The sequence below is a fragment of the Streptomyces sp. HNM0574 genome (genome assembly GCF_012726235.1).
Taxonomy (GTDB): domain Bacteria; phylum Actinomycetota; class Actinomycetes; order Streptomycetales; family Streptomycetaceae; genus Streptomyces.
Genome location: NZ_JAASAH010000003.1, coordinates 47,807 through 65,043 on the forward strand (window position 1 = coordinate 47,807; position 17,237 = coordinate 65,043).

A 17,237-nucleotide genomic window follows, 5' to 3' on the forward strand; every position below is an offset into this window, starting at 1 on the left:
CCGGCCCGCGGGCGGCCGTCAGCGCTCCTTGGCCAGCAGTTCCATGGCCTCCTCGCCGGACTCGGCGAAGGTCACCAGGCGGTCGAGCGGCAGTGGCAGGAAGCCCTCGGCCTCCATCCGCTCCAGCTGCCGCCGCAGCCCGTCGTAGAAACCGGCGGCGTTCAGCAGCACGACGGGCTTGCTGTGCATGCCGTGCTTCTTCAGCTCCAGGATCTCGGTGGCCTCGTCCAGCGTTCCCGTCCCGCCGACCATGACGACGACGGCGTCGGCGCGGTCCAGCAGGAGGGCCTTGCGCTCGGCGAGGTCGGCGGCCACGATCATCTCGTCCGCGTCCTCGCGGGCCGAGGCGCGCAGGAACTCCACGGATATGCCGACGAGGCGTCCGCCGGAGCCGCGCACCCCGTCGGCGAGGACCTTCATCAGGCCGACGTCCGAACCGCCCCACACCAGGGTGTGGCCGCCGCTGCCGATAAGCTCGGCGAACTCCCGTGCGGGGGCGGTGTATTCGTCGCCGAGCTCGGCGGCGGAGCAGAAGACGCAGATGTTCAGGGGGGAACTGTCCTTGGGGGCCATGGACAGCAGCCTAGACGGGGAGCGGGACGGCGCCGTACGGCAAGGTCACATGGTGATCTGCGGGGACAACGCGCTGGCGCAGCGGCTCTCGAAGGAACTGGCGACGGTGTACGCGCAGCGCGTCACCGTCGTCCTGCCCTCGCTGCGGGGCGGTGACCACGGCCCGCAGATCGCGGAGCTGACGGGCCGCGCCGATCTGGCGGTGGACGCGGTGGAGGCCCAGGTCCCGGACGACGGGGCGCTGCACAGGGCGGGCATCGCGGAGGCCAGCGCGCTGGCCCTGACCTCGGGCGACGACCAGCTGAACATCTCGATCGCGCTGCGCGCCCGCCGGATCAACCCCCATCTGCGGCTCGTCATCCGGATGTTCAACCCCACCCTGGGCCGCTACCTGGAGGATCTGCTGGACCGGGCCGCCCGGGTGCGGAACCCGGCCATGGACCCGGCGACGGTCGACGCCTCGACGACGGTGCTCTCCGACTCCGAGACGGCCGCCCCGTCCCTGGTCGCCGCCGCCGTCGTCGGCAGCGACAAGATCGTGTACGCGGACGGGCTGCTGCTGCGCGCGAAGGAACGCACCGTCGGCACGGCGGGCCGCCGCGACCCGCTGTGCACGCTGGCCCTGCTGCCCGGCGCCGAGGACTCCGACGAGGGAGACGTCGACGAGGACCCGGACGACCGGGACGGGCCCGTCCTGCTCCCGGACGAGGCGGAGCTGGAGGGCCTGCCCGCGCACCGGGGCACGGTGGTCCTGGAGGCCATCACCCGGCGCCCCGGGTACGAGCCCCCGCGTGCGCGCCGGTTCCCGCGCGCCCCGGTGCTGAAGGAGCTGTTCTCCCGCCGGCTGCGGTACGCGCTGCTGCTGATGTCGGTGATCGTGCTGGTGCTGACGGCCGTCAACTGGCTGATGAGCGGCGAGAGTCTGCTGCACGCCGCGTACGTGACGCTGCTGGATGTCCTGGCGATCAACGACCCGAAGGCCGAGGAGCCGGGCGACGAGCAGGTGATGCAGCTGCTCGCCGCGCTGGCCGGAATGATGCTGCTGCCGCTGCTGCTGGCGGTGGTGCTGGAGAGCTACGGCGCGTTCCGCAAGGCGGTGGCGCTGCCCGATCCGCCGCGCGGGCTGTCCCGGCACGTGGTGCTGCTGGGCCTGGGCAAGGTCGGCACCCGGGTCCTCGACCGGCTGCTGGAGATGGACATCCCCGTCGTCTGCATCGAGCGGGACCCGGAGGCGCGCGGCGTCGCGCTGGCCCGGGCCCGCCGTGTCCCGACACTGATCGCGGACGTGACGGAGGACGGCGTGCTGGAGGAGGCGAAGATCAAGCGGAGCCGGGCGCTGCTCGCGGCGACCAGCAACGACGGCACGAACCTGGAGGCCTCGCTCTACGCCCGCCAGGTCAAGCCCGAACTCCGCGTCGTGATGCGCCTGTTCGACGACGAGTTCGCCTCGACGGTCTACCGCACCCTGCGCGACACCTACCCGGCGGCGCAGACCCGCAGCCGCAGCGTGTCCGCGCTGGCGGCACCCGCCTTCGCCGGGGCGCTGATGGGGCGGCAGGTGCTGGGCGCGATCCCGGTGGGCCGCCGCGTGCTGGTGTTCGCCGCGGTCGAGGTGGGCGGCAACCCGCTGCTGGAGAACCGTACGGTCGCCGACGCCTGCCGTACCGAGGGCTGGCGGGTGGTCGCGCTCGACGCGGCGGGCGCGGGCGGCGAGCAGCGCGATCTGTCCTCCATGACGCCGGTGCCCTCGGGCGGGCGCAACGGGCTGGAGTGGAAGGTCAGTTCGGAGCACGTGCTGCGGGCCGGCGAGCGGGTGGTGGTCGCGGCGACCCGCCGTGGCCTGGGCCGCCTGATGGCCGCGGGCCCCGGCCACGGCACACCCCCCATCCCCGGCACCGGCGAATACCACTTCGGCCCCCCGTCCCCCCGCGCCCAGGACGACCCACGCACACCGGGCCACGGCTGGTAGCCCCGCCAGGGGCGCGGGGAGGATCGCCCCGTAAGGGGCGCGGGGAACTGCGCGACCAGCCACGGCGTACGGGGTGGTCCGGTGACGGCATGGAGCACCCCGCGCCGGGGCGGGCCCGCGCTGCGCTTGCCAGCCCTGCGCCTCGGCGCAGACCTCCCAAGCGGGGCGAGCCCGCGAATAAGGGGCGCGGGGAACTGCGCGAAAGGCCCGAGCCACAACGGCGCCGCACCCGAACCACCGGGCCGAGCCCACAAACAGGGGCGCGGGGAACTGCGCGAAACCCCGAGCCACGACGGCCCCGCACCCCGCGACGCAACGCGAACCCCGAGAAGCGCGCCCCCAGAAGAAGCCCCGCGTGCCCGCGCGCTGGGTTGCGCGCGGGCACGCTCGTACGACGTCCAGGAGCACGCGCTCCCGACGCTGCGAAAAACGGCCGCTGAAACCGGCCGCCGCCGTCGTGGCGTTCCGTCCCGCCCAAGGCCCGCTCTCGAGTCACCGTCGGTGCTCTGCCGACGGCCGGGCTGCCGCTCCACCGCCGTCCGTCGGGCGGTCCTTCCGGTCCGCCGCGGCCGCGGGGCGTGCGCCGTCACCGGGGCCGCCGGAGTGCGGCCGGTGTGTCCGGCGCCTTGGGCACCAGCCGGTCCTCAGCGGCGTCCTCGCTCTCGTGGAGGCCACCGCCGGGTCCCCTCCTGTGGGGTCACCGGTCTGTGCGGGGGTGTGTACGTAACGGTCGCGCTCTGCCTGCACCGTGGGGGACGGTGCGGTGCGGCCGGTGCCGGCCTCCCTGCCGGTCCCGTTGCCGTCGGCGCGCTCCGTGCGGTTGCCGTACCTCGGGGTGCTAGCGGCGGTAGTGGAAGATGCCCCAGGTGAGGTTCTTCCGGCTGCCGCCCTCGACCCAGTGGCCGAGTCCCTTCTTCATCTGCTCGAGGTAGTCCGAGCTGATCTTGTTGCCGAGGCCCTCCTTCTCCTGCTTCTCGGTCTCCGCGAGCACTCGGCCGTAGTGGTTGACGAGCTGCTCGCGCAGTTCCTCGAAGCCGCCCTCGCTCTCGGCGCGGAAGCCGAGGCTGGCGAGCTGGCGCCGGTAGTAGCCGGGCGAGCCCATGTCGTCGAGGTGGATACGGTCGAGGATCGGCTGGAGGTGCTTGACGTCGGTGCCGTCGGCCGCCATCGGGTCGGTGAAGACCAGCTGGCCGCCGGGCTTGAGCACCCGCGCGATCTCCTCCAGCACCCGGTTCCGGTTGCCGCTGTGCAGGAAGGCGTCCTGCGACCAGACGACGTCGACCGAGGCGTCGTCGGCCGGGATGGCCTCGAACGAGCCGTCCACCACGTCGATCTTGGCGGTGAGGCCGCGGGCCGCGGTCAGTTCACGGTTGCGCTCGTTCTCGACCTCGCTGAGGTTGAGCGCGGTGACCTTGCAGCCGTACGTCTCGGCCAGGTAGCGGGCCGAGCCGCCGAATCCGGCGCCGAGGTCGAGGACGGTCTGGTCGGCGGTCAGCCCGAGCTTGCCCGCCATCCGCTCCACGGTGCGGCGGCTGGCGTCGGCGATGGGCTCCTGGGCGCCCTGGTAGATGCCGACGTGGATGTCCTCGCCGCCCCACACCTGGTGGTAGAAGGTGTCGGCGTCGGGCGAGTTGTAGTAGCTGCGCGCCGTGTTGGTGGCGGCGGAGTAGGCGCCGTCGTCCTCCGGTATGTACTCCTTCTGCGCCACGTGGACGAAGAAGTCGGGCTCCTCCTCGTTCCGGTACGTGTGCTGGAAGTCGCCGTAGGTGTCGATGGTCTGGAAGCCCACGTCCGACATGAGCCTGCGGGTGTAGTCCTTCCGCAGGGGGAACATGTTCAGGTAGTACTTCGACCCGTCGGAGAAGTTGTACCGCATGCGGCACAGCCCCTCGTCCAGGTACTCCGGCGCCACCGCGACGTCCTCGCCGCAGTAGTAGAACGTGTGCTTGCTGGAGTACCCCTCGTCCAGCATCGCGTCGTAGTTGCGCTGGTCGAGGATGAGGATTCCGTCGTGCTTCAGCATCGCGTAGAACTCGGCCAGCGCCTTGCGCCGGTCGCGCTCCGAGAAGAGATGCGTGAAGGAGTTGCCGAGACAGACGATGGCGTCGTACTCGCCGTGCACGTCCCGGTTGAGCCAGCGCCAGTCGGCCTGGACGACGCGCAGGATGTGGCCGCCGTTCTCCATTCCGTTGGAGAACGCCTGCGCGAGCATGTCGGCGCTGCCGTCTGCACTGACGGTCTCGAATCCGGCCTCGAGCATCCGGACCGAATGGAAGCCGGTCCCCGTGGCGACGTCCAGAACGCTCTTCACCCCCCGCTTTCGCAGAAGGTCGATGAAGAAGTTGCCCTCGCTCTGGGTCCGCTTCTCCCAATCTATGAGAGAGTCCCATTTCTCGACGAAGCTGGGAATATATTCTTCGGTGTAATGCCCGGTCTCCCGGACATCGACGGGGTTGTCTCCGAACTCCTGTACCGGTTGCGCGGTAATGACGAAACCTCCAGTAGTTGAGGATGGTGGCCTGCGGACGCGGCCCCCGTCCCTGGACATGACAGGTCTCAGTCGCGAGTACCGCGCTCCGACTCCAGACGCATAGCTGTCCATGTCGGCCCGATCTATGCCACCCAAGTGAGCCCCATACCTGCGATGTTGGCCGGGAAACCGCTTCCCACCAGCGTTGATGCGATCTCAGATTTTCCGGACCCACCTTGGCCTGAAACCAGGACAGTTAGGTATGCTGCGCTCCCAGTACGACAATTCGGCACACCCCGCACCGAACACGGCGAGACCACATGGCGAAGAGCAGCACGTTCAGCACCCGCGACATCGGGATAGACCTCGGCACGGCGAACACCCTCGTATACGTCCGCGGACGCGGAGTCATCCTGAATGAGCCGTCCGTCGTGGCGATTGATTCCAGAAACGGCAAAGTCCTCGCGGTCGGTTCGGAAGCGAAGGAAGCCGTCGGCCGCACCCCGGGCACCATCACCGCCACCCGCCCCCTGAAGGGCGGCGTGATCACGGACTTCGAGGCCACGGAGGGGATGCTGCGCCAGTTCATCCGCATGGCGCGCGTCGGCCGCGGCCGCGCCCCGCGCGTGGTCGTGTGCGTCCCCAGCGGCGTGACGGGCGTGGAGCGCCGGGCCGTGCTCCAGACGGCCACGCGCGCCGGCGCACGCTCGGTGCACCTCATCGAGGAGCCGATGGCGGCGGCGATCGGCGCGGGCCTGCCCGTGCACGAGGCCCGCGGTTCGATGGTGGTGGACATCGGCGGCGGCAGCACGGAGATAGCGATCATCTCGCTCGGCGGCACCGTCGCCACCCACTCGGCGCGCATCGCGGGTGACGCGCTGGACGCGGCGATCGCCTCCTACATCGAGCGCAACTTCTCGATGGCGGTGGGCGAGAGGACCGCGGAGGACATCAAGATGTCGCTCGGCGAGGGCAGTTCGGTTCCGGTACGCGGCCGGGACAAGAACACCGGCATGCCGAAGACCGTCGAGCTGAGCCACGCCGCGATCAAGGAAGCCCTGGAGAAGCCCACGGCGGCCATCGTGCAGGCCGTGGTCACCGCCTTCGACGCCTGCCCGCCGGAGCTGTACGGCGACATCATGGAGCGCGGCATCGTCCTCACCGGCGGCGGAGCGCTGCTGCACGGGCTGGACGAGCGGCTCGCGAAGGAGACGGGCATGCCGGTCTTCATCGCGGAGAACCCGCTGGACTGCGTGGCCCTGGGCACGGGCCGCTGCCTGGAGGAGTTCGACAAGCTGGAGACGGTCTTCTCCTCCCCCGCCACCGTCGCCGGCGCCTGACGGGGCCGGCGGGCCGGGGCCCCGGACGAGGGGCCCCGGCGTCAACCGCTCACGCCGGCTGGGTCGTTGCCCGCTCGCGGTGGGTGGCGGAGATCGTCGCGGAGCCCACGACGCGGGTGCCGTCGTAGAGCACCACGGCCTGGCCCGGGGCGACGCCGCGCACCGGCTCGGCGAAGCGGACCTCGATCGTCCCGTCGGCCGCCGGCTCGGCGCGGACCTCCGTCTCGCCGCCGTGCGCCCGGAGTTGGGCCGTGTACGTGCCGGGACCGGTGGGCGGGGTGCCGCACCAGCGGGGCCGGATGGCGGTGAGCGCGGTGACGTCGAGGGAGGCGGCGGGGCCGACGGTGACGGTGTTGTCCACCGGCGAGATGTCGAGGACGTAGCGCGGCTTGCCGTCGGCGGCGGGGTGGCCGATGCGGAGGCCCTTGCGCTGGCCGATGGTGAAGCCGTGCGCGCCCTCGTGGGTGCCGAGCTTCTGCCCGTCCTCGTCGACGATGTCGCCCTCGGCGCGGCCGAGGCGGTCGGCGAGGAAGCCCTGGGTGTCGCCGTCGGCGATGAAGCAGATGTCGTGGCTGTCGGGCTTCTTGGCGACGGCGAGATCGCGGCGCTCGGCCTCGGCGCGGATCTCCTCCTTGGTGGTGAGGGTGTCGCCGAGGGGGAACAGGGCGTGCGCGAGCTGGCGTTCGTCGAGCACGCCGAGGACGTAGCTCTGGTCCTTCGCCGCGTCGCCGGCGCGGTGCAGCTCGCGGCTGCCGTCCTCGCGGACGACGACGGTGGCGTAGTGGCCGGTGCAGACCGCGTCGAAGCCGAGGGCGAGGGCCTTGTCCAGCAGCGCCGCGAACTTGATCTTCTCGTTGCAGCGCAGGCACGGGTTCGGGGTGCGCCCCGCCTCGTACTCGGCGATGAAGTCCTCGACGACGTCCTCGCGGAAGCGCTCGGCCAGGTCCCAGACGTAGAACGGGATGCCGATCACGTCGGCCGCGCGGCGGGCGTCCCGCGAGTCCTCGATCGTGCAGCAGCCCCGCGCGCCCGTGCGGAAGGACTGCGGGTTGGCGGAGAGCGCCAGGTGGACCCCCGTGACGTCGTGCCCCGCCTCGACGGCGCGGGCCGCGGCGACGGCGGAGTCCACACCGCCCGACATGGCGGCGAGGACGCGCAGCGGGCGCGGCGTCCCGTCGGCGTGCTTCGGCTGCGGGGGTGCGGACGGAGGGGGCGAGCTGCGGGGGGCGTCAGTCATAACCCTTCCAGGGTAGACGGAACCGCCGCGCCCTCCGTCGGCGTTATCCCCTCCATGGAACCGATCTCTCGGCGGAGGCTGCTGGTGGGCGGCGGAGCGGCCGTCGCACTGGGCACCGCCGGCGCGCTGACCTGGGACAAGACCTCGCGTCTGTGGTGGCGCCTGCCCGGCGTCGACCAGCAGCGCAGGGAGGGCGAGGTGGACTACGCGGACGCGCGCTGGCTGGCCGCCTCGGCGGCGAACCTCCGCACCGCGGACCGGCCCTTCGACTACACCGTCGACCGCATCGTGATCCATGTGACGCAGAGCAACTTCGCGACGGCGCTCAAGGTGTTCCAGGACCCGCTGCACGCGGCGGCCGCGCACTACGTGGTGCGGGCGAAGGACGGTGCGGTCGTGCAGACGGTGCGGGAGCTGGACGTCGCGTACCACGCGGGCAATCGCGCGTACAACGAGCGCAGCGTGGGGATCGAGCACGAGGGCTTCGTGGACCGGCCGGAGGACTTCACGGACGCGATGTACCGCTCGTCGGCGCGGCTGGCGGCCGGGATCTGCCGGCGCTACGGCTTTCCGCCCGACCGGGAGCACATCGTCGGTCACCACGAGGTGCCGGGGGCTGATCACACCGATCCTGGGCCGCACTGGGACTGGGAGCGGTATGTGCGGCTGGTCGCTGCGGAGCATCGGTCGCTGTCGCGGGGGAAGTCGGGCTGAGGCCCGCCCCGGCGCGGGGTGCGTTTTTGCCCCTTGTGTGCGGGCTCGCCCCGGTTTTCGGGTGCGGCGCCGTCGTGGCTCGGGCCTTTCGCGCAGTTCCCCGCGCCCCTCTTCGCGGGCCCGCCACGGCGCGGGGTGCTCATCGCCGTCGCCGGGCCACCCCGTACGCCGTGGCCGTTCGCGCAGTTCCCCGCGCCCCCAAAGGGCGCTACGCGCCCAGTGCGCGGAAGGTGAGGACGGTTGCGTCGTCCATCTGGGTCGGGCCCGTGAGGTCGCTGACGACGGCGTCGGTGTAGGTCTGGAGGGCCTCGGGCCCGGGGGCGAGGCTGCCGGCGCGGCGTTCGGCCGCGGCGCGGAGGGCGGCGATGCCGACGTCGAGGTCCTCGCCGCGGTGCTCGATCAGGCCGTCGGAGTAGAGCAGCAGCACGTCCCCGCCGCGCAGCCAGGTCTCGGTGGCCGTGTACGTGGCGTGCGGCAGCACCCCGAGCGGGAGCCCGGGCCCGCCCACGGCCCCGGGCAGCAGCAGCGCCTGCCCGTCCCGCACCAGGACGGGACGCGGGTGGCCCGCGCAGGTCCAGCGGAGCAGGCAGCGTTCGGGGTGGTAGCGGGCGATGATCGCAGTGGTGGTGGATTCGCGGCCGTCGTCGCAGGCCAGCTCGTTGAGCCAGGCCGTGAGCCGCTCGACGACGGCGCCGGTGTAGGCGAGCCCGGCCAGCGCGTACCGGAGCTTGGCCATCAGCGCGACGGCGTCCAGCCCGTGCCCGCGCGCATCCCCGAGCGCGACGAGCACGCGTCCGTCCGGCAGCATCCGCGTCTTGTACCAGTCGCCGCCGACGCCCGCCTCGCCCGCGTCGGGCCGGTAGACGGCGGCGGACTCCAGGCCCTGCCGGGCGGTGTCGGCGGGGAAGCCGGGCAGCACGGCCTCGCGCAGCCGCTCCGCGATCTCCGCGACGGCCTCGGCCCGGTCCTGCTGGCGGCGCGCCTCCCGGCGTGCCCGCTCGGCCATCTCGCGGCTGCGGCCGACCTCGGAGACGTCCCTGAGCACGGCCCGTACGGTCCACACGGGGCCGTCCATGATCCGTACCGGCTCGGCGACGAGGCGCAGCATGCGCTCGGGCGCGTGCGTGAACCGCAGGTCGCACGTCGCCTCCTTGCCCAGGACCAGGGCCGCGCGCAGCACCTCCTCCAGCGCGCCGAGGTACTCCGGCGCGGTCATCCGGGCCAGCTCCATCAGGCGCGGCTTGGCCTCCTGCTCGGGGAGGCCGAGGACGAGGCCGAGCCCCGTCGAGGTGATCACCTCGTCGTCGGCGAGGTTCCACTCGGCCCAGCAGACGCGGGCGAGCCGCTGCGCCGCCAGCGCCATCCGGCTGCGCTCGCCGCGTTCCCAGCTCAGCAGCGCGAGCTCCCCGCAGCGGGCGGCGCGCACCTCGTTGCTGACCCGCACCGGGCGCCCGTCGGCGTCCCGTACGTACCACTCGGCCGGGACGGGGCCCTGGCTGCGGCCGGTGCGGAGCACCTCGGCCAACATGCCGGGGACCGCGGTCTCGGACATGTGCGGGTAGTACCGCAGGATCGGGACCCGTCCCGGCCACGGCGAGACGACGCTGCCCAGGTAGCGCGCCGCGTACTCGCCGGCGGCGACGTTGTGCGTGACGTACCGGAAGTCGCGGACCGCGCCGTCCGGGCCGTGCAGCGGTGCCAGCAGCATGGCCGCGAGCGGGACGGCGTCGAGCACCGCCTGCGCGTCCGGGGCGGGCAGCTCCCGGATGTCCGGGAGTTCCTCCCCGCCCGCCGGGAACGTCTCGGCCCACGCCCGGTGCCGGGCGGTGAAGCGGCGTACGTGGCGGCGCTGCGCGGCCAGCAGGTCGCTGATCCGCCGCAGTTCCGGAGCCCCGTCGTCCCACCACGGTGTGTTCACCTCGCCTCACCCCAGACGTGCGCTCGGGTCCGGCGTCGCCGCCCACACGGGGAATGCTCGCCGACGCGGCACACCCCCGCCAGCGGGGCGCGTCAGCTGAGGCCGGCGCCGCGGGCGCGTTCCACGGCGGGGCCGATCGCCTTGGTGAGCGCCTCGACCTCCTCGCGGGTGGTGGTGTGCCCGAGCGAGAAGCGGAGGGTGCCGCGGGCGAGTTCGGGGTCGGCGCCGACGGCGAGCAGGACGTGCGAGGGCTGGGCGATCCCGGCGGTGCACGCCGAGCCGGTGGAGCAGGCGATGCCCTGCGCGTCGAGCAGCAGGAGCAGCGAGTCGCCCTCGCAGCCGGGGAAGGAGAAGTGCGCGTTGCCGGGGAGCCGGCCCGCCGGGTCGGGGTCGCCGCCGAGGATCGCGTCCGGCACGGCCTCCCGCACGCCGGCGATCAGCTCGTCCCGCAGTCCGCCGATCTCCCGCGCGAACCACTCGCGCCGCTCGACGGCGAGCTCGGCCGCGGTGGCGAAGGCGGCGACGGCCGGGACGTCGAGGGTGCCGGAGCGCACCTCGCGCTCCTGGCCGCCGCCGTGCAGCAGCGGTACGGGGCTGTGCTCGCGGCGCAGCAGCAGCGCGCCGACGCCGTACGGGCCGCCGATCTTGTGCCCGGTGAGGGTCAGCGCGGCGAGGCCCGAGGTGCCCCAGTCGACCTCCGTCTGCCCGATGGCCTGCACCGCGTCGGCGTGCAGCGGTACGCCGAACTCGGCGGCGACACCGGCCAGTTCACGGATCGGCATGATCGTGCCGATCTCGTTGTTCGCCCACATGACCGTGGCCAGCGCGACCGTCCCCGGGTCCCGCTCGACGGCCTCGCGGAACGCCTCGGGGTGGACACGGCCGTGGTGGTCGACGGGCAGCCACTCGACGTCGGCGCCCTCGTGGTCGGCGAGCCACTGCACGGTGTCGAGCACCGCGTGGTGCTCGACGGGGCTGGCCAGTACGCGGGTGCGGGCCGGGTCGGCGTCCCGCCGGGACCAGTAGAGGCCCTTGACGGCGAGGTTGTCGGCCTCGGTGCCGCCCGAGGTGAAGACGACCTCGCTGGGGCGGGCGCCGAGGGCGGCGGCGAGCGCCTCCCTCGCCTCCTCGACGGTGCGGCGTGCCCGCCGTCCGGCGCCGTGCAGGGACGAGGCGTTGCCGACGACCGCGAACTGCGCGGTCATCGTCTCGATCGCCTCGGGGAGCATGGGCGTGGTGGCGGCGTGGTCGAAGTAGGCGGAGCCTTGGGCGGTAACAGCCATGGTGCCCCCGATTCTACGAGCAGCGGCTCTGCGGCCCGCCGGGCGCATGCCCGCCGCTGGCGGGGCACGGGCCGGGCGGGCAGGGCGGATGCGGGGCACCGCGCTGTGCGCGGGCTCCCGCGACGGTCAACAGGCGGGAACCGCACGGCGACCGCGCGTATTCCGCTGCCGGGGTCCGGTTTCGGCCCCGTTCCGAAGCCCCGCACACACGCGCGCCGCCCTCCCGGCCGGGGAACGGCGGGGAGGGCGGCGGGAGATGCGGTTGCGGGCGGGGCGGGTCAGGTCTCGGGCTCCCAGGTCTCGGGGCCGCCGCCCTGCCAGTCGATCAGGTCCTTGTCGTGCAGGTCGATCGTCGCCAGGTCGAGCCCGGCACGGCGGAGGAACTCGATGAGGTCGACCATGCCGTAGGCGGTGCCCAGGAATTCGCCCCGCGCGGTGACCCGGCGGCCTCCCTCGGGGACGGGCGGATGGACGACAACCGGTGCGGACATACCGACAGGCTGCGTCGCCGGGCCCCGCGCCGCATCTCGGGCGGGCGCGTCCCGGGCTCCGGGTCAGCCGCGGTTCTCGGCCTGGAACATCCAGTGGTGCTTCTCCAGGTCGCCGGTGATCTGGATGAAGATGTCCTCGGTGACGGGGTCGACCGGGCCGGTGGCCTTCATCCGCTCCCGGGACGTGGCGATCACCGCGGCCAGCGCGGAGACCATGGCCTGAACGGCGTCGGTGTCCTGCTGCCAGCCCTCCTTGACGGTGCCGATGCTGCTGCCGGAGGCGACGCTGGTGGCCCGCCCGTCGGGGGCGATGCCCAGCGCGGAGGCGCGCTCGGCGACGGTGTCGGAGAAGCCGCGCGCGGTGTCGACGACCTCGTCGAGCTGGAGGTGGATGGACCGGAAGCGCGGGCCCACGACGTTCCAGTGGATCTGCTTGGCGACGAGGGAGAGATCCACGAGGTCCACGAGCGCTCCCTGGAGCGCCTCGCCGACGACCTTGAGGTCCTCGTCCGGGAGTGTGCTCTTCACTGCGTTCGCCACGACGGCACCATTCCTCTCTTGCTTCACCTTTCCTCCCCAAGCTACAGGCACCGCACCGAAACCGGACAAACACCTGCCTCCATCCCGCCGACCCCGCCCCCGACCTGCGAAAACCCCCTCACCGGGGCGGAAAAGCCACTGGCGCGGCCGCACGGCCCCGGAGAGGCTGGAGCCATGACCGCCGACTGGAGCCTCGACCGCACCGTCCGCACCTCCTCGGGCACCGTCCGCTGGACCGTCCTCGGCCCGCACGAGGCGGACGGCGGCGAGCCCGTCGTCCTGCTGCACGGCACCCCGTGGTCCTCGTGGACGTGGCGGGCCGTGGCCCGCGCCCTCGCCGCGCGCCGGCCGGTCTACCTCTGGGACATGCCGGGCTACGGGGCCTCCGAGGCGTACGAGGGCCAGGACGTCTCGCTGGCCGCGCAGGGCCGGGTCTTCGCCGAGCTGCTGGACCACTGGGGCCTCGCCGAACCCGCCGTGGTGGCCCACGACTTCGGCGGCTGCGTGGCCCTGCGCGCGCACCTGCTGCACGGCGCGCGGTACGCCCGGCTCGCGCTGGTGGACGTGGTGGCGCTCGCCCCCTGGGGCTCGCCCTCGTACCGGCTGCTGGGCGAACACGCGGAGGTCTTCGGGCAGTTGCCGCCCGCGCTGCACGAGGCGATGGTCCGCGCGTACATCGGCTCGGCCAGTGCCCGCGGCCTGCGCGAGGACGCGCTGGACGCGCTCGTCGCCCCGTGGACGGGCGCGGGCGGACGGGCCGCCTTCCACCGGCAGATCGCGCAGAACGACCAGCGCTGGACGGACGAGATCGAGGGCAGGTACGGGGAGCTGGCGCTGCCCGTCCTGGTCTGCTGGGGGACCGAGGACAGCTGGGTCCCGGTGGACCGGGCGCACCGGCTGGCGGCGACGGTCCGCGGCGCCCGGCTGCGGCTGATCGAGGGCGCGGGTCACCTCGTCCAGGAGGACGCGCCCGCCGAACTGACCGCCGCGCTCGGCGAGTTCCTCGGCTGAGCGGAGGGCCGGTTCAGCCCAGCTTGGCGCGGGCGAGCTGGCGGGACTGGGCGACGAGCCGGTCCGCGCTGTCCCAGATCTCGGTGTCCTCCTCCAGGTAACCGCCCGCGAGATTACGGGTGGTGATCGCGACCCGGAGCGGTCCGGGCGCGGGGAGGGCGCGGACGTGGACGGTGAGTTCGACGGTCGGGACCCAGCCGCTCAGGCCGAGTTCGAAGGCGGTGGGCGGCAGCGCGTCGACCGTCATCAGCAGCGACAGCGGGTCGGGGGCGCGGCCGTCGGCGAGCTGGAACCAGGCGCGCATCTCCCCCTTGCCCGCTGGCGCGCCGAGCGCCCAGCCGCAGGTGGCCGGGTCGAGGCGGAGGTCGAGGCGCTTGCCCATGGCGGGACCCGAGTCGGCGCCCGCCGGGTTGTCCTGCTGCCCGAAGCAGCGTTCCAGCGGCGGGATTTCGGGCGGCTTGGCGCTGGTGCGGACGTCCTCGGGCAGCGTGGCGAGCTCGCCGTAGGTGCCGAGGACGCGTATCCGCTCGACCTCCTCGCCGCTCTCGTCGGTCTGGAAGAGGCCGGCGCTGCCGGTGGACATGGTGCGCCCGGTACGGATCGTCTCAGTGCGGACGACGGCGGGGCCCGCCGTGGTCGCCGAGAGGTAGTGGGCGCTGATCGTGAACGGGTCGGCGTGCGGGAGGGCTTCGCCCAGCGCGCGGCCGAGCACGGCGAGGAGGTAGCCGCCGTTGAGCGCGTGCCCGATGGCCCAGCCGGCGGAGAGGCCTGCGTCGAAGACGCCGGGTTCGTCTGCGCGGGGGTGTACGGCGGTGTCACGGTCGAACTCGCTGGCGGCGGACATGGGATGCACGGTACACGGGATGGTTACCGGTGGGTAGGGGGGTGCCTTCGCGGGGTGCGGGGCGGTGCCCCTTCGTGTGCGTCGCGGGGTGCGGGGCGGTTCCGGGTGCGGTGCTGTACCTGTCTGTGCGTCGCGGGGTGCGGGTGCTTCGTGGCTCGGGCTTTTCGCGCAGTTCCCCGCGCCCCTTGTCGCGGGCTCGGCTTGCTTCTTCGGGTGCGGCGCCATCGTGGCTCGGGTCTTCGCGCAGTTCCCCGCGCCCCTTGTCGCGGGCTGGCCCCGCTTGGGAGGTCTGCGCCGAGGCGCAGGGTGCCGCCTCCGTTACCGGCCCGCCACGGTGCGGGGTGCACAACCGGCGTCGGCGTGCGGATCAGTCCACCGGGGAGACTCGGATGCGGTTGCCGTCGGGGTCGGTGATCACGAACGTGCGGCCGAAGACAGCGTCGTACGGCTCCTCCACGACATGGACTCCCTTCGAGACCCAACTCGTGAAGATCTCGTCGATCGCAGTCGCCGCTCCGGAGACCATCAGCCCGACTTCGCTTGTGCGAGGGGTGCTCGGGACCGCTTGCTCGCCGTAGCCCGTCCACAGCGCGAACAGGACACCGGGGGCAACCTCGAAAGCTACGTAGTGGGGACTGATGAAGGCCGGTTCGATCTCGAACAGGTCGCGGTAGAAGGCGGTAGCGGCCTCGGCGTCGCGGACGCCGATCAGGAACAGGTTGGGTGCGGGCATCGAGCGCTCCTCAGATCGTTGAAGTCCCGGTACCGCTCCAGTGGATCGCCTCATCGCGACAGAACCTGTCACCTTTTCCGCGAACATTGGTCAGCATGAAGGCTTCGAGGCTGTTGCACCTCCTGCTGCTCCTGCAGACCCGTCAGCGCATCACCACCACCGATCTCGCCGAGCGTCTGGAAGTGTCTCGGCGGACTGTGCTGCGGGATGTCGAGGCGCTCTCGACGGCAGGTGTGCCTGTCCATGCCGAACGCGGGCGGAACGGCGGGATCGTCCTGCTCCCCGGTGCAAGGCTCAACGCGTCCCATCTGGAACCACCGGAGCTGGAGGCCCTCTCCGTAGCCGGTCTGGACAGCGCGCAACGTGAGCGTATGGGCCTGTCCGCGGTGTGGGAGTCGGCCGCGCGCAAGATCGCCGCCCGGCAGACTGCCGTACCTGGATCGCCGAGCCTGCCGCAACTGGCGGACCTGGTGCTGGTGGACAGCACCGGGTGGTTTGCCGACTCAGAGGCAGGGATCGACGTATCGGACCTGGCCTCGGCACTGCGACACCGCCGCCGGCTGCGAATCCAGTACCGGCGCAGCGCCGAGAATCAGGCCTCAACGCGGGTGGTCGACCCGTACGGGATCGTCGCGAAATCCGGTCGCTGGTATCTCATAGCCGATGACCAGGGGAACGGTCGGCTGTTCGCTCTGGAACGGCTCTCGTCCTACGAAGAACTCGACGCGCCGGCTGCTCTCCGGCCAGGCGAAACCCTCCGCACCAGATGGGCCGCGTTGAAGGAACGCACCGAGGGTCAAGGTCGCGTGAGCGTGACCGTCCGTCTGCCGGAAAACGGACTCGCCCTGGCGCGGCGCATCCTCGGCAGCCGCATCCACGACGTCTCCGACGCGGAAAACGGCTGGTGCACCGTCGTCGTCCGCTACCCCGATATCGAGTCGGTGCGTCAGCTCCTCCAGTTCGGCGACCACATCGAGGTACTCACCCCGGAGACAGCCCGCGAACGCATCAGTCAGCTCGCCGGAGACCTGGCGGAAAGGCACTCGACCCCAGCTTCGTGAACGCCGACCGGAACGTCCTGCCCTCAATCGACGTCTCCGGTCAGCACACCTAGCGGGGCGCCTCGCTGCGGCGGTGCCAGGCGCGGGGCGCGCGCCAGCCGTAGCGCATGGCGCAGAGGCGGAGGACGAAGCCGAGGGCGGCGGCCAGCGTCATCGTGACGACGTTCAGCGCCTCGAAGCGGATCAGCAGCGCGGCCGCACCGGCGCCGACGATCGCGGGGACGGCGTACATCTCACGGTCCCAGCGCAGCACCGACGGCACCTCGTTGGCGAGCACGTCCCGCAGCATGCCGCCGCCCGCCGCCGTGGCGAGGCCGAGCGCGGCGGAGGCGACGAGGCCCAGCCCGTACTCGTGCGCCTTGATCGTGCCCACCACGCAGAACAGCCCGAGCCCCGCCGCGTCGAACACCCCCACCGCCTTGTTGATCCGCTCGACCTGCGGATGCAGGAAGAAAACCAGCAGCGTGGAGAGGAACGGCGTCAGGAAGTACCCGAGGTCGGTGAAGGCGGCGGGCGGTACGGCGCCGATCACCAGGTCCCGGAACAGGCCGCCGCCCAGCCCCGTGGCGGCGGCGAGGGTGGCGAGGCCGAAGACGTCGAAGTTCTTCCGGACGCCGAGCAGGGCGCCGGAGATCGAGAAGACGAAGATCCCGGCGAGGTCCAGCCAGTGCTGGACGTCGGGGTCGTACAGGTGCGGTTCCACGCGGACTTTCTACCCGGCCGGCCGTGGACCCCTTCGGCGGGGGCGGTCGCTTCTCGGGACGCGGGGCCGGCCCTCGCGGTTTGTCGCGGGGTGCGGGTGCGCGCCCCTGTTCGGGCCCGCCCCGCTTCTTCGGGTGCGGGTGCTCGTGGCTCGGGTCTTCTGCGCAGTTCCCCTCGCCCCTGTTCGGGCTCGCCCCGCTTCTCGGGCTCGCCCCGCTTGGGAGAACTGCGCCATAGGCGCAGGGCTGGCAAGCGCAGCGCGGTCACCCCCGCGCGGGGTGCTCCATGCCGTCACCGGGCCGCCCCGTACGCCGTGGCCGTTCGCGCAGTTCCCCGCGCCCCTTTCGGGGC

15 protein-coding genes are annotated in these 17,237 nt (G+C 72.6%); 5 read left to right on the plus strand and 10 right to left on the minus strand.

The window, feature by feature from the left end; all coding sequences use genetic code 11:
- Positions 1 to 18 precede the first annotated feature (18 nt).
- Entirely contained in the window at positions 19 to 549 is a 531-nt protein-coding gene (locus HCC30_RS07000) for a TIGR00730 family Rossman fold protein (RefSeq protein ID WP_169441839.1), read from the minus strand.
- Positions 550 to 571: 22 nt separating this feature from the next.
- Between HCC30_RS07000 and HCC30_RS07005 the strand changes: the two genes are divergently transcribed.
- Positions 572 to 2,542 (plus strand): NAD-binding protein, encoded by a 1,971-nt coding sequence (locus HCC30_RS07005; protein ID WP_240979391.1) that lies wholly within the window; start codon positions 572 to 574, stop codon positions 2,540 to 2,542.
- A gap of 838 nt (positions 2,543 to 3,380) precedes the next feature.
- On the opposite strand, the gene HCC30_RS07010 is transcribed toward HCC30_RS07005, so the two are convergent.
- On the minus strand, positions 3,381 to 4,868 hold the full coding sequence (locus HCC30_RS07010) for a class I SAM-dependent methyltransferase (protein WP_169441841.1): 1,488 nt from the start codon (positions 4,866 to 4,868) through the stop codon (positions 3,381 to 3,383).
- A gap of 464 nt (positions 4,869 to 5,332) precedes the next feature.
- Between HCC30_RS07010 and HCC30_RS07015 the strand changes: the two genes are divergently transcribed.
- Positions 5,333 to 6,352 (plus strand): rod shape-determining protein, encoded by a 1,020-nt coding sequence (locus HCC30_RS07015; protein WP_169441468.1) that lies wholly within the window; start codon positions 5,333 to 5,335, stop codon positions 6,350 to 6,352.
- Positions 6,353 to 6,401: 49 nt separating this feature from the next.
- Here the strand turns inward: HCC30_RS07015 and mnmA are convergent, their stop codons facing one another.
- Positions 6,402 to 7,589 (minus strand): tRNA 2-thiouridine(34) synthase MnmA, encoded by a 1,188-nt coding sequence (mnmA, locus tag HCC30_RS07020; protein WP_277347956.1) that lies wholly within the window; start codon positions 7,587 to 7,589, stop codon positions 6,402 to 6,404.
- Between the two features lie 54 nt (positions 7,590 to 7,643).
- On the opposite strand from mnmA, the gene HCC30_RS07025 reads away from it, so the two are divergent.
- Positions 7,644 to 8,303, plus strand: a complete 660-nt coding sequence (locus HCC30_RS07025) for an N-acetylmuramoyl-L-alanine amidase (protein ID WP_169441469.1) — start codon at positions 7,644 to 7,646, stop codon at positions 8,301 to 8,303.
- Positions 8,304 to 8,511: 208 nt separating this feature from the next.
- On the opposite strand, the gene HCC30_RS07030 is transcribed toward HCC30_RS07025, so the two are convergent.
- The 4 genes from HCC30_RS07030 to HCC30_RS07045 all read right to left on the minus strand — a co-directional run bounded on the left by HCC30_RS07030 (position 8,512) and on the right by HCC30_RS07045 (position 12,535).
- Positions 8,512 to 10,221 carry a PP2C family protein-serine/threonine phosphatase gene (locus HCC30_RS07030; RefSeq protein WP_169441470.1) on the minus strand — a complete coding sequence of 570 codons (1,710 nt, stop codon included), beginning with the start codon at positions 10,219 to 10,221 and terminating at the stop codon, positions 8,512 to 8,514.
- A 92-nt stretch (positions 10,222 to 10,313) separates the two neighbouring features.
- Positions 10,314 to 11,504 (minus strand): cysteine desulfurase family protein, encoded by a 1,191-nt coding sequence (locus tag HCC30_RS07035; RefSeq protein ID WP_169441471.1) that lies wholly within the window; start codon positions 11,502 to 11,504, stop codon positions 10,314 to 10,316.
- Between the two features lie 278 nt (positions 11,505 to 11,782).
- Positions 11,783 to 11,995: a hypothetical protein gene (locus HCC30_RS07040; RefSeq protein WP_169441472.1), complete on the minus strand. Its 213-nt coding sequence runs from the start codon at positions 11,993 to 11,995 to the stop codon at positions 11,783 to 11,785.
- Between the two features lie 63 nt (positions 11,996 to 12,058).
- Positions 12,059 to 12,535: a DNA starvation/stationary phase protection protein gene (locus HCC30_RS07045; protein WP_169441473.1), complete on the minus strand. Its 477-nt coding sequence runs from the start codon at positions 12,533 to 12,535 to the stop codon at positions 12,059 to 12,061.
- Positions 12,536 to 12,709: 174 nt separating this feature from the next.
- Here HCC30_RS07045 and HCC30_RS07050 point away from each other — a divergent pair, with 174 nt between their 5' ends.
- On the plus strand, positions 12,710 to 13,546 hold the full coding sequence (locus HCC30_RS07050) for an alpha/beta fold hydrolase (protein ID WP_169441474.1): 837 nt from the start codon (positions 12,710 to 12,712) through the stop codon (positions 13,544 to 13,546).
- A gap of 13 nt (positions 13,547 to 13,559) precedes the next feature.
- Here the strand turns inward: HCC30_RS07050 and HCC30_RS07055 are convergent, their stop codons facing one another.
- Positions 13,560 to 14,390, minus strand: coding sequence for a thioesterase family protein (locus tag HCC30_RS07055; protein WP_169441475.1), 831 nt, complete (start codon positions 14,388 to 14,390; stop codon positions 13,560 to 13,562).
- A gap of 367 nt (positions 14,391 to 14,757) precedes the next feature.
- Positions 14,758 to 15,123: a VOC family protein gene (locus HCC30_RS07060; RefSeq protein WP_169441476.1), complete on the minus strand. Its 366-nt coding sequence runs from the start codon at positions 15,121 to 15,123 to the stop codon at positions 14,758 to 14,760.
- 95 nt (positions 15,124 to 15,218) lie between these two features.
- Between HCC30_RS07060 and HCC30_RS07065 the strand changes: the two genes are divergently transcribed.
- Complete coding sequence (locus tag HCC30_RS07065) at positions 15,219 to 16,184, plus strand: WYL domain-containing protein (RefSeq protein WP_169441477.1); 966 nt, start codon at positions 15,219 to 15,221, stop codon at positions 16,182 to 16,184.
- Positions 16,185 to 16,233: 49 nt separating this feature from the next.
- Here HCC30_RS07065 and HCC30_RS07070 read toward each other — a convergent pair whose 3' ends face one another.
- Positions 16,234 to 16,887, minus strand: coding sequence for a trimeric intracellular cation channel family protein (locus HCC30_RS07070; protein WP_169441478.1), 654 nt, complete (start codon positions 16,885 to 16,887; stop codon positions 16,234 to 16,236).
- Between the last annotated feature and the right edge of the window lie 350 nt (positions 16,888 to 17,237).